14 protein-coding genes are annotated in these 14,856 nt (G+C 61.3%); 5 read left to right on the top strand and 9 right to left on the bottom strand.

The genetic code is table 11. The features are described 5' to 3' along the window. Positions 1-189: 189 nt before the first annotated feature. Positions 190-537 carry a hypothetical protein gene (locus VGG64_12270; protein ID HEY1600374.1) on the bottom strand — a complete coding sequence of 116 codons (348 nt, stop codon included), beginning with the start codon at positions 535-537 and terminating at the stop codon, positions 190-192. Positions 538-950: 413 nt separating this feature from the next. Between VGG64_12270 and VGG64_12265 the strand changes: the two genes are divergently transcribed. After that, positions 951-1,625 carry a class I SAM-dependent methyltransferase gene (locus VGG64_12265; protein ID HEY1600373.1) on the top strand — a complete coding sequence of 225 codons (675 nt, stop codon included), beginning with the start codon at positions 951-953 and terminating at the stop codon, positions 1,623-1,625. 139 nt (positions 1,626-1,764) lie between these two features. Here VGG64_12265 and VGG64_12260 read toward each other — a convergent pair whose 3' ends face one another. Both VGG64_12260 and VGG64_12255 read right to left on the bottom strand, forming a co-directional pair. Then, the gene (locus VGG64_12260; protein ID HEY1600372.1) at positions 1,765-2,580 is read right to left on the bottom strand and encodes an NAD-dependent deacylase; all 816 of its coding nucleotides are present in this window, start codon (positions 2,578-2,580) and stop codon (positions 1,765-1,767) included. A gap of 40 nt (positions 2,581-2,620) precedes the next feature. Beyond that, positions 2,621-4,219, bottom strand: a complete 1,599-nt coding sequence (locus VGG64_12255; GenBank protein ID HEY1600371.1) for a C25 family cysteine peptidase — start codon at positions 4,217-4,219, stop codon at positions 2,621-2,623. Between the two features lie 269 nt (positions 4,220-4,488). Between VGG64_12255 and VGG64_12250 the strand changes: the two genes are divergently transcribed. Next, positions 4,489-5,205, top strand: a complete 717-nt coding sequence (locus VGG64_12250) for a DNA alkylation repair protein (protein HEY1600370.1) — start codon at positions 4,489-4,491, stop codon at positions 5,203-5,205. 13 nt (positions 5,206-5,218) lie between these two features. Here the strand turns inward: VGG64_12250 and VGG64_12245 are convergent, their stop codons facing one another. The 3 genes from VGG64_12245 to VGG64_12235 all read right to left on the bottom strand — a co-directional run bounded on the left by VGG64_12245 (position 5,219) and on the right by VGG64_12235 (position 7,620). Then, positions 5,219-6,070 (bottom strand): formylglycine-generating enzyme family protein, encoded by an 852-nt coding sequence (locus VGG64_12245; protein HEY1600369.1) that lies wholly within the window; start codon positions 6,068-6,070, stop codon positions 5,219-5,221. Positions 6,071-6,262: 192 nt separating this feature from the next. Next, positions 6,263-7,249, bottom strand: a complete 987-nt coding sequence (floA, locus tag VGG64_12240; protein HEY1600368.1) for a flotillin-like protein FloA — start codon at positions 7,247-7,249, stop codon at positions 6,263-6,265. 179 nt (positions 7,250-7,428) lie between these two features. Continuing rightward, on the bottom strand, positions 7,429-7,620 hold the full coding sequence (locus VGG64_12235; protein ID HEY1600367.1) for a hypothetical protein: 192 nt from the start codon (positions 7,618-7,620) through the stop codon (positions 7,429-7,431). Positions 7,621-7,722: 102 nt separating this feature from the next. On the opposite strand from VGG64_12235, the gene VGG64_12230 reads away from it, so the two are divergent. Together VGG64_12230 and VGG64_12225 are read left to right on the top strand one after the other, a co-directional pair. Then, a complete protein-coding gene (locus VGG64_12230; protein HEY1600366.1) occupies positions 7,723-8,235 on the top strand; it encodes a hypothetical protein in 513 nt (170 codons plus the stop codon). A gap of 126 nt (positions 8,236-8,361) precedes the next feature. Then, on the top strand, positions 8,362-8,700 hold the full coding sequence (locus VGG64_12225) for a hypothetical protein (protein ID HEY1600365.1): 339 nt from the start codon (positions 8,362-8,364) through the stop codon (positions 8,698-8,700). A 372-nt stretch (positions 8,701-9,072) separates the two neighbouring features. On the opposite strand, the gene mnmA is transcribed toward VGG64_12225, so the two are convergent. Further along, entirely contained in the window at positions 9,073-10,239 is a 1,167-nt protein-coding gene (gene mnmA, locus VGG64_12220; GenBank protein ID HEY1600364.1) for a tRNA 2-thiouridine(34) synthase MnmA, read from the bottom strand. 270 nt (positions 10,240-10,509) lie between these two features. Here mnmA and VGG64_12215 point away from each other — a divergent pair, with 270 nt between their 5' ends. Continuing rightward, positions 10,510-11,433, top strand: a complete 924-nt coding sequence (locus tag VGG64_12215) for a DMT family transporter (GenBank protein ID HEY1600363.1) — start codon at positions 10,510-10,512, stop codon at positions 11,431-11,433. Between the two features lie 68 nt (positions 11,434-11,501). Here VGG64_12215 and VGG64_12210 read toward each other — a convergent pair whose 3' ends face one another. Together VGG64_12210 and VGG64_12205 are read right to left on the bottom strand one after the other, a co-directional pair. Then, a complete protein-coding gene (locus tag VGG64_12210; protein HEY1600362.1) occupies positions 11,502-12,446 on the bottom strand; it encodes a site-2 protease family protein in 945 nt (314 codons plus the stop codon). 218 nt (positions 12,447-12,664) lie between these two features. After that, positions 12,665-14,856: penicillin acylase family protein (locus VGG64_12205; GenBank protein HEY1600361.1), on the bottom strand; the 2,192-nt coding region annotated here is incomplete at its 5' end.

Here is a 14,856-nt window from a genome sequence, read left to right as displayed (position 1 = left end):
ATGTCCATCGGGATACGATTGTCATCGCGGTTGCCCGTAGCGGGCGAGAAGCCGCCATGCAACTGGCCACGATCGCTCACGATGAGTTGGCGCTGCTCAAACGTCTGGACGACGTGGCGCCGCGGAGTCTGCTGCGGGTCTACCAAATTACGGGGTCGAATGCCCACCGCAGAACTCCGCGCCGGTGGGCTAAAGAGGCTTGCTCGGAAACAGATGCGCCTCGGGAAAGGCGGCCCGCACGCGGGCGAAATCCTCGTCCGAAAAGCGCGGCGGGGGAAGATAAATGGTCCCGATTGGCTCGTCTCCTAGCCAAGGCCGGATTCCCGGCAACCGCCCGCTCTGAGCAAGATCGGCCGCCGAATAGACCGAGCCGCCGCATTCCCAGATCTGCTTCGAGAGCGCACGCCGCTGCCCGACCAGCGTCACCTGCCAACCGATCCAGGCCGCGATCAGTGCCACAATGGTAACCGTCGCCAATAGCCTTCCCAGGGTGAACTGGAACCAGCGGCGCGGGGTGGGTAAGTCGACGTGGGGCATACCTCTATTCTAGTCAGCAACGGCCTGCCGTCATCATGCCGAGCTTGGGTGCCCAGGACGATTGCGGGGTCAATTTTTGTTTTTGGATAGCTGGGGTCGAGCGAAGTCAGCCCACAGTTTGTCGCCAAAATCTGGGGGCGACGAATACGCCGACTCCAGGCACCCAGTCCTAACCCTGTCAAGAAAACCGCATGGCCCAGCAGAGACCACCCGGCCGCTCGCGTCGTCGCGGCCAGGGGTCTAGGATAGGGTGCGGTTGTTGCCGTAGCGGCCTAGCTTGGAGAAGTCCCACCGTGCGTTACCGTCCTCTCCTACTCGCGGCTGTATTGGTGCTTGCCGGAATCGCTCCGGGGCCCAATTCTGTCGTTCCCGGCACCACGAAATTGGCTCGCGCCGACGAGCCCGCCACGGTCGTGGCCGACACGGCGTCAGAAAAGCCGCTCCCTCCGCCGTTGCAGTTCTACAAGGAGCGCGAGATCGCCCCTTACATGACGTTCCACGGCGCCGACTGGCTGGTGCGCAAAGAGAGACAATCGGAAGAAGACTGCGCGAAACTTCTCAAGGCACTCAAACTCAAGCCGGGCCAGACCGTCTGCGACATGGGCTGCGGCAACGGATTCTATACGCTCAAGATGTCGCGCCTGGTCGGCGACAAGGGACGCGTGCTGGCCGTTGATATCCAGCCCGAGATGCTCAGCCTTCTGGACAAGCAAATCAAGGGCAAGCACATCAAGAATATCGACCCAGTATTGAGCACGCCGATCGATCCGGGCTTGCCAGAGGGTAAAGTCGATTTGATCCTAATCGTGGACGTGTACCACGAGTTTTCCTACCCCGAGGAAATGCTGCGGGCGATGCGCAAAAGCCTTGCGCCCGGCGGCCGGATTGCGCTGGCGGAATACCGTCTGGAGGATCCTACCGTTCCGATCAAGCTGCTGCACAAAATGAGCAAACAGCAGATCCTCAAGGAGTACGAACCGGCCGGTTACAAGCTGGCCGAGCAATACGACGAGCTGCCGTGGCAGCATCTCATGTTCTTCGAGCGTGATGAATCGGCCAACCCGGACGAGCAGCGTCCTGGCGATTGATTGCCGGCACGTTAATTCACCCGTCTCTGATCGGTCGTGGGCTCGCCGAACGAGCCCTGACGCTTCGCGCGTGCTGCGATCTTGCTGACACTGCAATGCCATCGCCAGTGCAGACAATCTTTCGGCCGCCCACACGTCGTCAGCTTCGAATCGCGTTCAAGCACCGATCAACGGCCGACAACGCCTCGCCGATTGATTCGTGCAGCACGAGATCGGCCATGTGATCCAGAGGCGTCGGCTCGCGATTGATGATCACGAGTTTGGCACCGTATTGCTGGGCGGTGCGAGGAATGCCGGCGGCTGGTTCGACCACCAAGGACGAGCCGAGAGCCAACATCAGATCGGCCTTGCGCGCCAATTGAAAGGCCTCTTGCATCACCACCGGCGGCAACGCCTGGCCGAATGAGATCGTGGCATGTTTTAATCGGTCGCCTCCGCAAGCCGGGCAGGCGGGCACGACATCGGTGCGGAGGAATTCTTCAACCAGCGGCTCGACGGCGAACCGCTCGTGGCAATCCTGGCATTCCGTTGCCCTGGCCGTGCCGTGCAGTTCCCAAACATGGCGGTTACCCGCCCGTTGGTGCAATTCGTCGATGTTCTGCGTGACTACGCCCGTGAGCCGCCCCTGTTGCTCCCAGCGGGCGAGCGCCTCGTGTCCGGCGTTCGGTTGCGCGTTGCCGAATTCGAGCTGCCCGGCCGCCTTTTGCTGCCAGTACTCGTGCCGCGCCCTGGAGCTCGTCATAAACTCCTCATACATGATCATCCGAAAGCGCGTCCAGATGCCGCCCGGCGAACGAAAATCGGGAATGCCGCTCTCAGTGCTGATACCCGCGCCGGTAAACGCCACGCCCGACCGCGCCGCGGCCAGCCAACCGGCAATCGTTTCGTAATCGCTTGTGCTGTGGGTCATGATTAAGAATGAGTAGCTAGCCGGCAGTTTGTCGCGTGCTGCCATCGCAAGGTCACGGCCGCACGTTTCACGCCGCAATCTTCTGTTAGCCGCCCGGCGTGCCGGCTGCGCGGCCGCGGGCCTGTGCGGCGACAGGCTCGATCGTCACGTCGGCCGCGCCCAGCGCGGCATGCTTCGCTCCCTGCACGAATACGCGCACATGGCATTCGCCACTGGCGGTGGCCGGCACGGTAAGTCGCACTTGGAAAGCTCCGTCGACAACCTGAACCGTTTCGGTCACTAAGCGCGTATCGTTGGCGCGGGCGTAAGTATCTTGATATTCCTCACGCGCGACGGGAGTGTTTTCATACGTGGCGCGCGGGCGCGGACGAAACGTCAGCCGGTCGCGGCGCACCACCAGCTCGATTTCGGCCGCTCCATCGACGGGGCTAGTCCCCGCGATTTCCATGATCTCGCCAGGGCTGACGTGTCGCGGCACGTTAACCGTGGCCTTGGCCGTCGTCGGCAATTTTAGAAGTGGATCACCAATCAGATTGAATAGATCGAGGTGCTCGGCCCGTTCGGCCGTCAAATCGTTGCTCCCTGGATTCAACAAATTTGCCAGGGCGTCGACAGCCTGGCTTTGCGGGTCGTCGCGAGGTCGCACGATCATGGCCCGCTTTGCTTCCATCAACAGTTCGCCCACGGTATTGCAATCTTCTTGGAAGAAGATCCGCAACATCTCGGCCCCTAGCACGCTCATCGCGTAGGGCATAGTCACGCGAGAGCCGGCCAGCGCGGCGACCGGACCTTCCTCGGCCCGCAACAGTTCCTCGGCCAGGCAATCCTCTGGTTGGTCGAATCCGCCAGCGCTGCAACACAACAACAGCGCGATCGGCGAGCGGTCGCCGCAGCGTAGTCGGACACAATCGCTCGTCGCAAAGATATGATGCTGGCCGTCGGGCGTGCGCACGCGGTCCATAGCCTGTGTGCGGCCATGTCCCATATAGACCCAGAACAAACAGCCTTCGTTGATGCGCTCGACCGTCGCCGCGTGAAACCGCCGCGGGTCGGGACAGTAGGGGCTGCGCCAGCTTCCATAAGTGACTGTGGTGGTGTACGCAGGCGGAATGCCTGCGATCAATAGTCGCTTGGCACTAGCTTCGATGGCGGCATCGGCGAACGCTCCGAAGCCACCTATGCCGGCGACAAGATTGATCCTCCGCTGCCAAACGCCGGGCGCTGGGCCGCGCTCGTAGGCCACGATCTTGTCGACAATCACACGTAGATCCTCGGGCGTGTCGGCGGGCAAGCGACCGATGGCCACGTCCGGCAGCCGATCGTCATCCAGATCGGCAAACCAATTGTCACCGGCGATGATCGACTCGCCGCCAAAGCGATGAATCACTTGCGATGGCACGTAGTGCGTCGGCACGGTGACCAGCGAGGGCCTGGGCCGATCCACGCTCGGCGCATCGCCCACTAGCATCACATAGCGCAGCGCGCCCGCAGCCGCCGCGGCGCGAATCTGCCGGCGCAGGCCATCGACCGAATCACTGCTGATCACCAGGCAGTTGCGTCCCTGGGCCTCGCGCAGCGCCAGCCAAGGTGCCAGCGCCGGCCGGAACTCCTCGGGGCAGACCACCACGGTATCCGGCGCGGGAGAAGCGCCCAACAGCATCAGCGAAAGACAGGTTGCTAACATAAGCTTCGCTTCGTGCGGCACTCAGGGTGAAGGCGGGCGGAATCCGTCCACTATACACATAGGCGATGCAAATGATCGCATGGCGACGGATGCACTCTATCCGCACGCTCCACAGTGAAGCAAGAGAGACCGGCCCCGGATGAATCGCTAGCGAACTGGATTCGTCAGACTCGCCGGGCGATAATCGTGCCTGTCCCACAGCACGTCTGCAATGCACCCTCAGCTCTTGTGCCACCCACCCGTCTGCCGAGACTGCCGGAGCCGTCCGCATGGCAACCCTGAAGTCGGTCATGGCCAAATTGAAGTCCAAGGCGAGCGACAGGACCCGCGCCACCTATGTGCGCCATGGCGCCCCGGCCGATCGGGCCTACGGCGTACGCGTTGCCGACCTGAAGGTCATCGCCAAATCGATCCGCCGAGATCAACAACTGGCGCAAGCTCTGTTCGGAACAGGAAACTTCGACGCGATGTATCTGGCTGGCCTGGTGGCCGATGGCTCGCAAATGTCACAGAAAGTGCTGGACGCCTGGGCCGAGGGGGCCGACGGGCTGCCGATGATATCCGAATACACAGTCCCCTGGGCGGCGGTCGAGAGTCCGCATGCTCGCCAACTGGCCCTGAAGTGGATCAAATCAAAGCGCGAATCCGTGGCAGCGTGCGGGTGGTGTACATACGCCGGCATTGTCGCCACGACCGCAGACAACGAATTGGACCTAGCGGAAGTCGCCGAGCTACTCGCGGCTGTCGTCAAGAATATCCGCGGCGCGCAGAATCGCGTCCGCTACACGATGAACGGTTTTGTGATCTCGGTCGGTGCCTACGTAAAGCCATTACTACGGCATGCAAAAGCGACAGCTCAGACAATCGGCACGCTCTCCATCGATATGGGCGAAACGGCTTGCAAGGTTCCGTTGGCAACGGCCTATATCGAGAAGATCGAAGCGCTCGGCCGGGTGGGAAAGAAGCGCAAGACCATCCGCTGTTAGCGCCGCCGGTCGATTACATCTCGTCTGCCAGCACGCAACGCAGTCCCACTGCGTCGTCTTTCAGTGTGCGCGGCTCACCGCGCCGGGCGCTGCTCGTGGATCGCTCGGCCGGGTCCTTCCAGCTGCCGCCGCGTAGCACGTGTCGCTGTGCGACCCCTCCTGCCCAGACTGATCCGTCCGTTGGCGCGCCTTCGTAATTGTCGTGCCAGGGGTCCGTGCACCATTCCCACAAATAGCCGTGTACGTCGTGCAGCTTCCAGGCGTTCGGCCGTTTCGCGCCCACCGCCGGGTCGTTGCCGGCCGCGTTGCCATTGAACCAACCATAGTCGTCCAGGTCGCGCGGATCATCGCCGAACGAGAACTTGGTTTTTGCACCGGCCCGGGCCGCATATTCCCATTCCGCTTCGCTCGGCAAACGGATCACTTGCCGCGGCTTGATCAGCCCGGCCGCGCGCAGGGCGTCGGTTGCGCGGCGGCAGAACTCTGTGGCGTCGTCGTGCGACAACATCTCGACGCTATTGCGTTCACCCTTCCAACGGCTGGGGTTGCTGCCCATCACAGCCCGCCACAGATTTTGCGGAACTTCGTAGCCCGCGATGGCGAAAGGGTGTCGCAGAGTCACGCGATGAACCGGCCGTTCCGATACGGGACCGTCGGCCGATCCCATCGAGAACTCAGCCGGAAAATCGCCCATTCCCGGCGTGACGGCCACGAACTCGTCGCGAAACGTCTTCAATAGCTCACGCTGTGCGTCATCCGGCTCGGCGGCCAGGGTCGCGGACGCCAAACATAGCCAGGCGAGCATCATCGCTTTGGTCAAGCCCGCTGCGATCACCATCGATTCTGTTTGGCGATGTGAGTTCATCCGCAGATTTCACAGGTTACGCAGAAAAGAGACGGAGGTAGAAAACTAAATCGACAAGGTATGCGAACGCCATCAACATGATCCCCCGCGCCGATCATCTTCGCAACAGGGATAGCAAATGTCGGGTAACGTGCCGCGAGCCCTTCGCCCGTTGCGCATTCGCCCGTCGCAAAAAGGATCGCCGCGTGATCCCTACGAGCCGGCGGTGGCGAAATGGCCTTGGCGGAACGCCGTGGCGATGGCCAGCGGCACTTGGGCCTCGGCCAGTAACACGCCCGCCCGATTCTCAGAGACCTTGGCCTTCATCTCTTGTTCGCGGGCCACGGCGAAAGCGCGCCGCTCGGCCGCCTTGGCCTGGGCCACGCGGGTGTCTGCCTCGGCCTGGTCGGCTTGCAGCCGGGCCCCGATATTTTCGCCCACGTCGATGTCGGCGATGTCGATCGAAACGATCTCGAACGCCGTTTGTGCGTCCAGCCCACGGGCCAGCACCGCCTTCGAAATCATGTCCGGATTTTCCATCACGATCAAATGGCTGGCGGCCGATCCGATCGACGTGATGATTCCCTCGCCGACGCGGGCGATCACCGTCTCTTCGGTCGCTCCGCCGATCAACTGCTTGATGTTGGTGCGCACCGTGACGCGGGCCCGAATCTGTAGCTCGACGCCGTTGCGAGCAATGGCGCTTAGCGTCGATTTCTTCGATTTTTGCGGATCGGGGCAATCGATCACCTTCGGGTTGACGCTCGTCTGCACGGCGTCCAGCACGTCGCGACCGGCCAGATCGATGGCCGCCGCGCGATCGAAGTCGAGATCGATGTCGGCGCGATGCGCGGCGATGATGGCCCGGATCACGCCCGGCACATTACCGCCGGCCAGGTAGTGGGCTTCGAGTCGTTGCGTGGTGATGCCGGCCGTGGGATCGTTTCCCAGGCCCGCTTGCATGGCCATGATTTTCGACTGCACGATAACCCGCGCGTTGACCTGTCGAAAGCTCATCGCGACCAATCGCAACAAGCTGACATGCGCGTTCGACATGTACGCCTGGAACCACAGGTTGCCATAGGTCAGGGCAATCCACAGAAACACCAACAAGATGACCGCCAGCATCACGGCCACCACGCCATAAGTAATGCTTACCGGCAAGTCGGCAGCCAAGACAACAAAATCGAGCGGGCTCATACGCGCACTCTCTCTGGCCAAAGGAATTTCTGCCGCGGCAATCCACCGCGCCCCAGGGGGCAAACAGACCAGCCGTCCAGGTACGATAAGATACGTTATTCTACGCCCGCGGGCCAGTTTGCGGACGACAAGTGCCGGCGCGGGGAGATTTTACGGCCTATAGCGGCCGGCAGTGTAGCTCACCATAGCCACCGAATGAAAAGGGCGGTTGCGATCGCAGTCACAACGGCAATGGCTCTTACGAGACGAGGATGCCGCGCCGGACGTGCCTGGGGTTGCGGCTCCTCGACCACCGAGCCGGCAACAGCCGTGACCGGTTCACAGCCGTTTTCAATCAGGATGCCGGCGGCTTCGGCGTCGATGTCGGGCATATCACTATCCTAGCACCGACTTGGTAGGATGGAGGGCATCGCCGAAGTCGCGAGCCGCTGACACCTGCGTTGAAAATTGTGCAGAATTCAAGCGAGTCTGACATGGGAACCATCGCTGCACGAATGCCGATGATGGCCAAGAGGGCATTTTCGCTGTCAATAGTGGCGTACGTCGTTTCGTCGTTGGCTCTAGGTGTATTTGCGTACCGCGTATTTGGGATGTGGCCCGCAGTCGGTCTGTCACTAATGCTTTGTCTACCGCCTGCTGTGTCTCTACGAATGCTCAGCCGGTGGTACGTGCAAAGTGCGCGTGATTGTTCGTTGCTGCTGGTCTTGCTGGTTGTCGATCTTTTAGGTGTCGGATTCGTTGTCCAGAATTGGTACGACACTGGCATGGATAAGCGACACGTCCAGGAAATGAAAAATTACGAGTTCATCCACATGCTGGGCGAAGACTCCGCGTTCCACGACGTTCAAGGAAGCGTACGAGGGAAGGGGATCGTATGGCTCAATGGCAAGGTCGCTTCGCATACCGATTTAGATCGGTTGAATTCTATTGCGGAGCAGCGCCAAATCTCGGCAATGGTGAACGTTGAAGTGACCAGCAGGCGCTGAGATCGTCGCACTAACGAATGAGAGCCGCAATACCGTTCATGCCCCCAGCTCCCCAGACCCGCCGCCGCTGGTATCAATTCTCGGTGGGGACATTGTTCTTGGTGGTGACATCGGGAGGCAACAGCCATGCAACCGCCGATCTTCGTTGACGATAGTGGGGACCTGACGATCCATGCATCCGTTAAAGATGCGGAGTCGTGGCTTGAGCCGCACGACGTGGATGAGCCACTCAGATTCGTCTACGATGCTACCGGCACACTGCTGGGCCAACAGATTGTCGAGCGCCACTCCGTGAGACTGGTGAAACTGGTGCCAGTGGAACAGCATTCGGCGCACGCTGCGGAATTGTCAGAGACGATTCGACGCCAACTCCGTTACTTTGCGACGATTGGAAAATGGAATGGCGACGAACATTGGCTCGCGTCGGCTTCGCTCGACGACCTCATTGCCGAAGTAAGCCAGTAATCCACATGGTGAGTATCCGTCCCAGAACCCGTCGTCATTTCCAGTCCGACCGCTGATTTCCCCTGGTATCGCGATACCGTGCTAGGCGGGATTCAGCGGTATCAGACGGCATAAAACCCGAGGAATCCGGGCATATCAGGCGGGGTATTGCGTATACGTTATTCTACGCGCAGCGGCCAGTTTGAGCCGGAAACGCCCGCGTTTGCGGGCTTTTTGCCTGGGATGATTATCGGCTTTTAGGGTCGACGTACCGTTGCCTGCCTCGAAGCACGCCTATCCTTCAGTGCTGCTCGCGTGGCTCATCTCACTTGCGAATCACCGCTTAGCAACCATCGTTTAGAGATAATTGTTCAGTGCTACTTGTTTCTCCCCTCACGCGATCCAGCCGCCGCCTAAGACGCGATCGCCGTCGTAGCAGACGGCTGCCTGGCCGGGGGCCACGCCGTGCTTTGGTTCGTCGAGTAGCGCCGTGAAGCGATCGGCGCCGGCAGGCTCGATCGTTGCCCCGACCGGCTGGCTGAGATAACGGATCTTGAGCTGGCAGCGCAATGACTCTTGCGGCAGATCGATGAGCCAATTCACGTCGCGTGCCGTTAGATGGTGGCAGGCCAACTCGTCGTGCGTGCCGATCACGACGCGCTGCGTGTCGCGATCCAGCCGCACCACATAGCGCGGCGTGCCGAAGGCCAGGCCCAGCCCTTTGCGCTGGCCGATGGTGTAGTTCTCGATGCCCGTGTGCCGGCCGACAACTTCGCCCGCCGTGGTGACGATCTCGCCCGAAAGGTCGACGTCGCCTCGGCGCCTTCGGACGAATGCGGCATAGTCATTGTCGGGTACGAAGCAGATTTCCTGGCTGTCGTGCTTATCGGCCACGCGCAGGCCGATCTGCCGCGCTCGCGCGCGAATTTCCGATTTCTGAAAACCGCCCACCGGCAGCAGCACGCGGGCCAGCAAATCGCGGCGCAGCCCGAACAGCACGTACGATTGATCCTTGGTCGGGTCGACGCCGCGCACCAGCATCGGCTCGTCGGTGCCGGCGTCGCGCATGATACGGGCGTAATGTCCGGTGGCGATGTAATCGGCCCCCACGCTGTCGGCGTAGTCGGCCAGCGTGCCGAACTTTAACCAGTTGTTGCACATCACGCACGGGTTGGGCGTGCGGCCGGCCGTGTACTCGTCGACAAAGTAGTCCATGATGCGGCCGAAATCATTCTGAAAATCGAGCGCATAAAACGGAATGTCGAGCAGGTCGGCCACGCGGCGGGCGTCGGCCGCGTCGCTAGCGGTGCAACAACCTTGTTTATGCCCCAGGCGCGTGGAAAGGATCGGCAGCTGTGTTAGTGCCCCCGCGGCAACTGGTGCGGCGGCGCTGCCGCTCGTCGCACCGGCGGGAGCAGGGACTGTGGCGTCGCAGCTCGATTCGTGCGTTTCGCCATGGCGCATGAAGACGCCGATCACCTCGTAGCCGGCGTCGCGCAACAGGTGCGCGGCTACGCTCGAATCAACACCGCCGGACATGGCTAATACAACGCGAGACATGAACGACTCTGATTTGTTTTGGCCGGCTAGCGCCGGAAACGCGACTTCGAATATTGACCGATCCGGTCGATGCCAGGCGGGCTACCATTTTCGCCAGGCGCGGGCGATGCATCACTTCGACACCTGTTGCATGCTACCATCCTGGCCGGTTAACACCCAGCAGGCCAGCCGCAAAGCCAGGCACCTTACTTGCCTTTTTCGGGTCGACGCGTCGGTATAACGGCCCCTTGCCAATCATCGGTCGCATGCCAAGACTGGGACATCATGACGATGCCTGCTCCAGTTAACTCGGCACGACTGTCGGGCAAAGCCCGCGGAAGAGTATGCATCGTCCTGGCGGCACTTTTATGGAGCACTAACGGGCTATTCGTCAAATCGACGGTGTTCGACGATTGGCCGCCCGATGTGCGCGGCACGCTGCTGGCTTTTTGGCGCGCCGCGTTCGCCGGCATGCTGCTATTGCCCGCCGTGCGGAAACCGCGCTGGGACCGACGCCTGGTGCCGATGGCGCTGGCTTTCACGGCGATGAACGTGACGTTCCTGCAATCGATGACGCTCACCACCGCGGCGAACGCTATTTGGCTGCAGAGCACCGCGCCCTTGTGGGTGTTCTTGTTCAGCCTGACACTTTATCGCGATGTGCGCGATTCGCGCGACTTGATTCCGCTGGTGTTTGGAATGGCCGGTGCCCTGACAATCCTGGCTTTCGAGCTGCGCGCCAACAGCATCGGTTCGCGGGCCGGCATGGGTGTAGTGCTGGGCGTGCTGTCGGGCATCGCTTATGCCGGCGTCGTGGTTTCCATCCGCGCGCTGCGCGAGCAGACAGGTGCCTACCTGGTGGCGGTCAACCATCTGGCGGCTGCGATTTTGCTCGTTCCTTACTGTCTGTATCTGGCCCAGCCGGTGAGTGGCAAGCAGCTGCTGATGCTAGCCGCCTTTGGCTTCTTTCAGATGGGATTGCCGTATTTACTCTTCGCGCGCGGGCTGCGTGAAGTATCGGGGCAGGAGGGGGCCGCGATTGCACTTTTGGAACCGGTGCTGGTGCCGATTTGGGTTTATCTCACGCCTGGCGGCGAACGGCCGGCGTGGTGGACGATTGCCGGCGGGGCACTCATCCTGGTGGGACTTCTGGTTCGCTACACACAAGCCGAACGGATAAGCGAAGCCGAAAAACTCGGCGCGCCGCCAGGGTAATTGGCGAAGCATTTACGGACACTCGCACAACGTCACTCGGCGCGTCGTTACCCTGCGATGCCGCCAGTTCACCGAATCGGATTTGGCGTCATGCACAGAATCGGTATGGCGAGCGAGGCAAGTCCCAGCGCGCGGCGCCCCCAACTCATCGGGGCGCGATCGTTGGCGGTCGGCGGATGTTGGATGCCGATCAACATAACCAGCAATAACATTACCATCCAGCCATACGCTTCGGCAAAGTAGATAAACGCAAAGGCCGCAGCGAACACCGCTCGCGCTAGCCAGACCGAGCCGCGGCCGAACAGGGCATACGACACGTGGCCACCATCGAGCTGGCTAATCGGCAGCATGTTCAGTCCGGTCAGCAATAGACCGAACCATCCGGCACGCAACAATGGCGTCAGCGACAATTCCTGGCCAGGCGCCAGATCGGGACGCAGATACCACATCATCCACTTCATCAGCAGCGGATCTTCGAAGTGAGTGGTTGGCACTTGGACATTCATCGGAAACGCAGGCGCCTGCTGAATGCCAATCCAAAGCAGCGGAATGGCCACCAGCAGTCCGGCGAGCGGACCCGTCAAACCGATATCGAAAAGCTCCTTGCGATCGGCGCCAGAGCCACGCATGCTGATCACCGCGCCCATCGTGCCAATGGGCGAGATCGGCATGGGAATAAAGAATGGCAAGCTCGCCGGAACGCCATACCGCACGGCTTGCACGAAGTGCCCCATCTCGTGCGCGAGCAATATCCCCATGACGCACAACATGTAGACCAACCCGTCGTGCCATATGCCGATCAGCACGACGCCCGAGGCATTTGGCGCAATGCCCGGTAGCCGGTCTATGGTCGAGAACGTGCCGCCGCTGCCAGCCCAGAACGTGCTCAAGCACGTGAGGAGGAACAGCACCACAATGCGTAGCACCGGTTGTTCGTAACGCGGCGGTGCCATCGGTCGGGGTTCGCGCGGCAGCTCTCCTAAAACAGGAAGCGGCTGAACCGTGGTCGTCACGGAACTCGGGATCGGGTAGTACGTTAAAGGCTGATCCGCGAGCGGGTCGTGCGGCGTTTCCATGCAGAGAGCTTCGAGCCCGAGGCTGTATTATTTGCGTTGTGAGTCCGCCCGCGCGTAGTTTAGCACCTTTCCTACGTCGCGCCGACGCGGATGGGTCTCTTGCCGCCCGCGGGATTTGGGCAATGGCCGCCGCTGTGGACGGCCTACTTTCGCGCTCAATGTCCCGCTTCGACCGAGAGACGCTTATAGGTGCCCGAACACCAGCGGGGAATGTCGTTCTTGTACCAGCGCGAGAACCAACTCTCGCTGGGGCCACCGGGCAGGTTGGTCCAGGCCTCGTGGGTCTTCACGTCGGTTACAAAATGGTAAGACGGCGCAAAAGTCGTCTCGCGCGTCGCCGAGCGCAACAGATGCCCCTGGAACGGCGTGGCATGACAGCCGGGCATCGGCAGCTCGGCCGTGTGCAGTCCCAGTGTGCGGCCGACAAGCTGCCCTTCGAAGAATCGATTCGTAAAGTGGAAGGCGTTGGTCACGCTCCAAGGTTGGTCCGCATTGCTGCTCAGGCCGGCCGCTGCCTTGCGAATCAGTTGCCCCTTGTCGCGGCCGGCCCACCACAGGCTATCGGGCTTGCGCAGCAGCCGATCAATGCTGGTAATAATCGGCATGGCAAAGCCAACGCGCGAGCAGAGGTACAGCATCCGCCGCCAACCTACACCGCGATCCTGACCGGAATCTTGTCCGAAAACCTCCAACAGCACGTTGCGATACAGCCGAGAGAACAGCGTCGCTTCCACGCTCTCGGGATCGTAGCTGTAGTTCCAGGCCGACAGGCGCGATTTAATATCGCCATCAGGGAGCTCTGGCAGGAAGACTTCGAGCAAGTCGCGAGCCTGCAGACTGATTACGTCGTATTGCAGAGCCTGCATGTCTTCCAAGGTGACCTTTTCTAACGACGCCAACTGTTCGTCGATCCGGCGTTTGCGATAGTCGGGCACGGGCAGCGTAATCAAACACGCGCCGTCGCTGGCGCGAATATCCTCATTGGCGCTGGTGACGACGCCCGACGGCGGATCATACACGCGTGGCAAGATGTCTGAAGGGAGCCATCCCTGCCAATGATTCGCTTCGTTCCAAGCGGGAATCGGTAACAGACCGCTATGACCGGCCGCGCGACGTGGGAACAATCCGTTGGCCTGCCGTCCGATATGTCCTTGGTCATCGGCAAAGATCCAACACAAGGTGGGCTGCGGGCATTCGCGAACTAGGTCCATGGCCGAGAGCGTGTCGTGGCAATCGACGATCGACAGCCATGTTTGCACGCTACGGCCGACCCCTTCGGAGTCGCCTGTCCAGGCCGTCGATAGTTGATAGCCTTCGCCCAATTGTTGCGGATCGGCGTCGAGTGTTCCGACCGTGTTGTAGTAAACGTTCAACGTCTCGGGCGTCGCGCCTTTGCGGAGAATCCGTTCTTCGCGGACCGAGAAGTCGACCCACTTCTCGTCGCGGCGAAACTGCCAGGCGCCGTTAGTGCCGGGACGGCAGTCTTCGATGAAGTAGTCGCTGGTGTCTCCTTTTAGATACGTCACACCCCAGGCCAGACGGCTGGTGCGACCCACAGCAAAGAACGGGCAGCCAGGCAGCGTGGCGCCCATCACCCAATCGTCGTCCCACTGCAGGACCGCTTCGTACCACAGGGCCGGCAATCGATTGACTTCCAAATGCGGATCCGAGGCCAGCAGTGCGCCGCCGGTCGCGCTGCGCTGCGGTGCGACTGCCCAGGCGTTGCTACCGGCCAGTCGCGGCAGGTCGGTGAGCAGTTCGAGCGCTTCGTCCGAGAGCCGGTTTGAAATTTTGATTTTCTGCAACAGATCGAAATCGGCATGGTCCAATAGCGGCTCGAAGAGCTCGCGCAGCTTGTCCGGCGCGATGCCCGTCTGGATCAGTTCCAACAGGATGCGTTCGTTCTGTTGCTGCCCCACGGCCAGTCCGCCGAAGCTCAGCAAGTTGCCGATCAGCATCACGGCCTGCTGGTTCCAGGGATGTAGTTGAAAACCGGTGGCCCACATCGGCAGCGAGCGGCCGTACTGCTTCATGCCATCGTTGACGCCTTCGCAGTACGCCGTGAGATGGCCGAAGGTGACGTCATCGAGCCGATTCACCTCGGCATCGAGATTCAGGTACAACCCGGCGCGACGAAAGAACCGATCCGTCTCCAGCAGTTCCGGCTTGTCGGCAATACGTTCTGCCGAGCGACCGCAGGCCACCGCGTGGCCGAACAGCATCTGCGTGGGCCGATCAACCGCGTGTAAGAAGCCAAGCCCGTATAGGGCGCTGGGAAACGTCCCCGCCACGATGCGCGGCACACCGTTCTCGTCCCGCGCGGCGGTGAAGCGGCGGCGCGGATTCT

The organism is Pirellulales bacterium (genome assembly GCA_036490175.1).
In the GTDB taxonomy this organism is placed as follows: Bacteria; Planctomycetota; Planctomycetia; order Pirellulales; family JACPPG01; genus JACPPG01.
Note: the sequence above shows the minus strand (reverse complement) of the source record. Positions and strands in the feature narration are given on the sequence as shown.

Coding starts and splice junctions, on each gene's coding strand:
- VGG64_12215 (HEY1600363.1), top strand. CDS start 10,510: ATGCCTGCTCCAGTTAACTCGGCACGACTGTCGGGCAAAGCCCGCGGA.
- VGG64_12250 (HEY1600370.1), top strand. CDS start 4,489: ATGGCAACCCTGAAGTCGGTCATGGCCAAATTGAAGTCCAAGGCGAGC.
- VGG64_12225 (HEY1600365.1), top strand. CDS start 8,362: ATGCAACCGCCGATCTTCGTTGACGATAGTGGGGACCTGACGATCCAT.
- VGG64_12255 (HEY1600371.1), bottom strand. CDS start 4,219: ATGTTAGCAACCTGTCTTTCGCTGATGCTGTTGGGCGCTTCTCCCGCG.
- VGG64_12270 (HEY1600374.1), bottom strand. CDS start 537: ATGCCCCACGTCGACTTACCCACCCCGCGCCGCTGGTTCCAGTTCACC.
- VGG64_12230 (HEY1600366.1), top strand. CDS start 7,723: ATGGGAACCATCGCTGCACGAATGCCGATGATGGCCAAGAGGGCATTT.
- VGG64_12245 (HEY1600369.1), bottom strand. CDS start 6,070: ATGAACTCACATCGCCAAACAGAATCGATGGTGATCGCAGCGGGCTTG.
- VGG64_12235 (HEY1600367.1), bottom strand. CDS start 7,620: ATGCCCGACATCGACGCCGAAGCCGCCGGCATCCTGATTGAAAACGGC.
- VGG64_12260 (HEY1600372.1), bottom strand. CDS start 2,580: ATGGCAGCACGCGACAAACTGCCGGCTAGCTACTCATTCTTAATCATG.
- floA (HEY1600368.1), bottom strand. CDS start 7,249: ATGAGCCCGCTCGATTTTGTTGTCTTGGCTGCCGACTTGCCGGTAAGC.
- mnmA (HEY1600364.1), bottom strand. CDS start 10,239: ATGTCTCGCGTTGTATTAGCCATGTCCGGCGGTGTTGATTCGAGCGTA.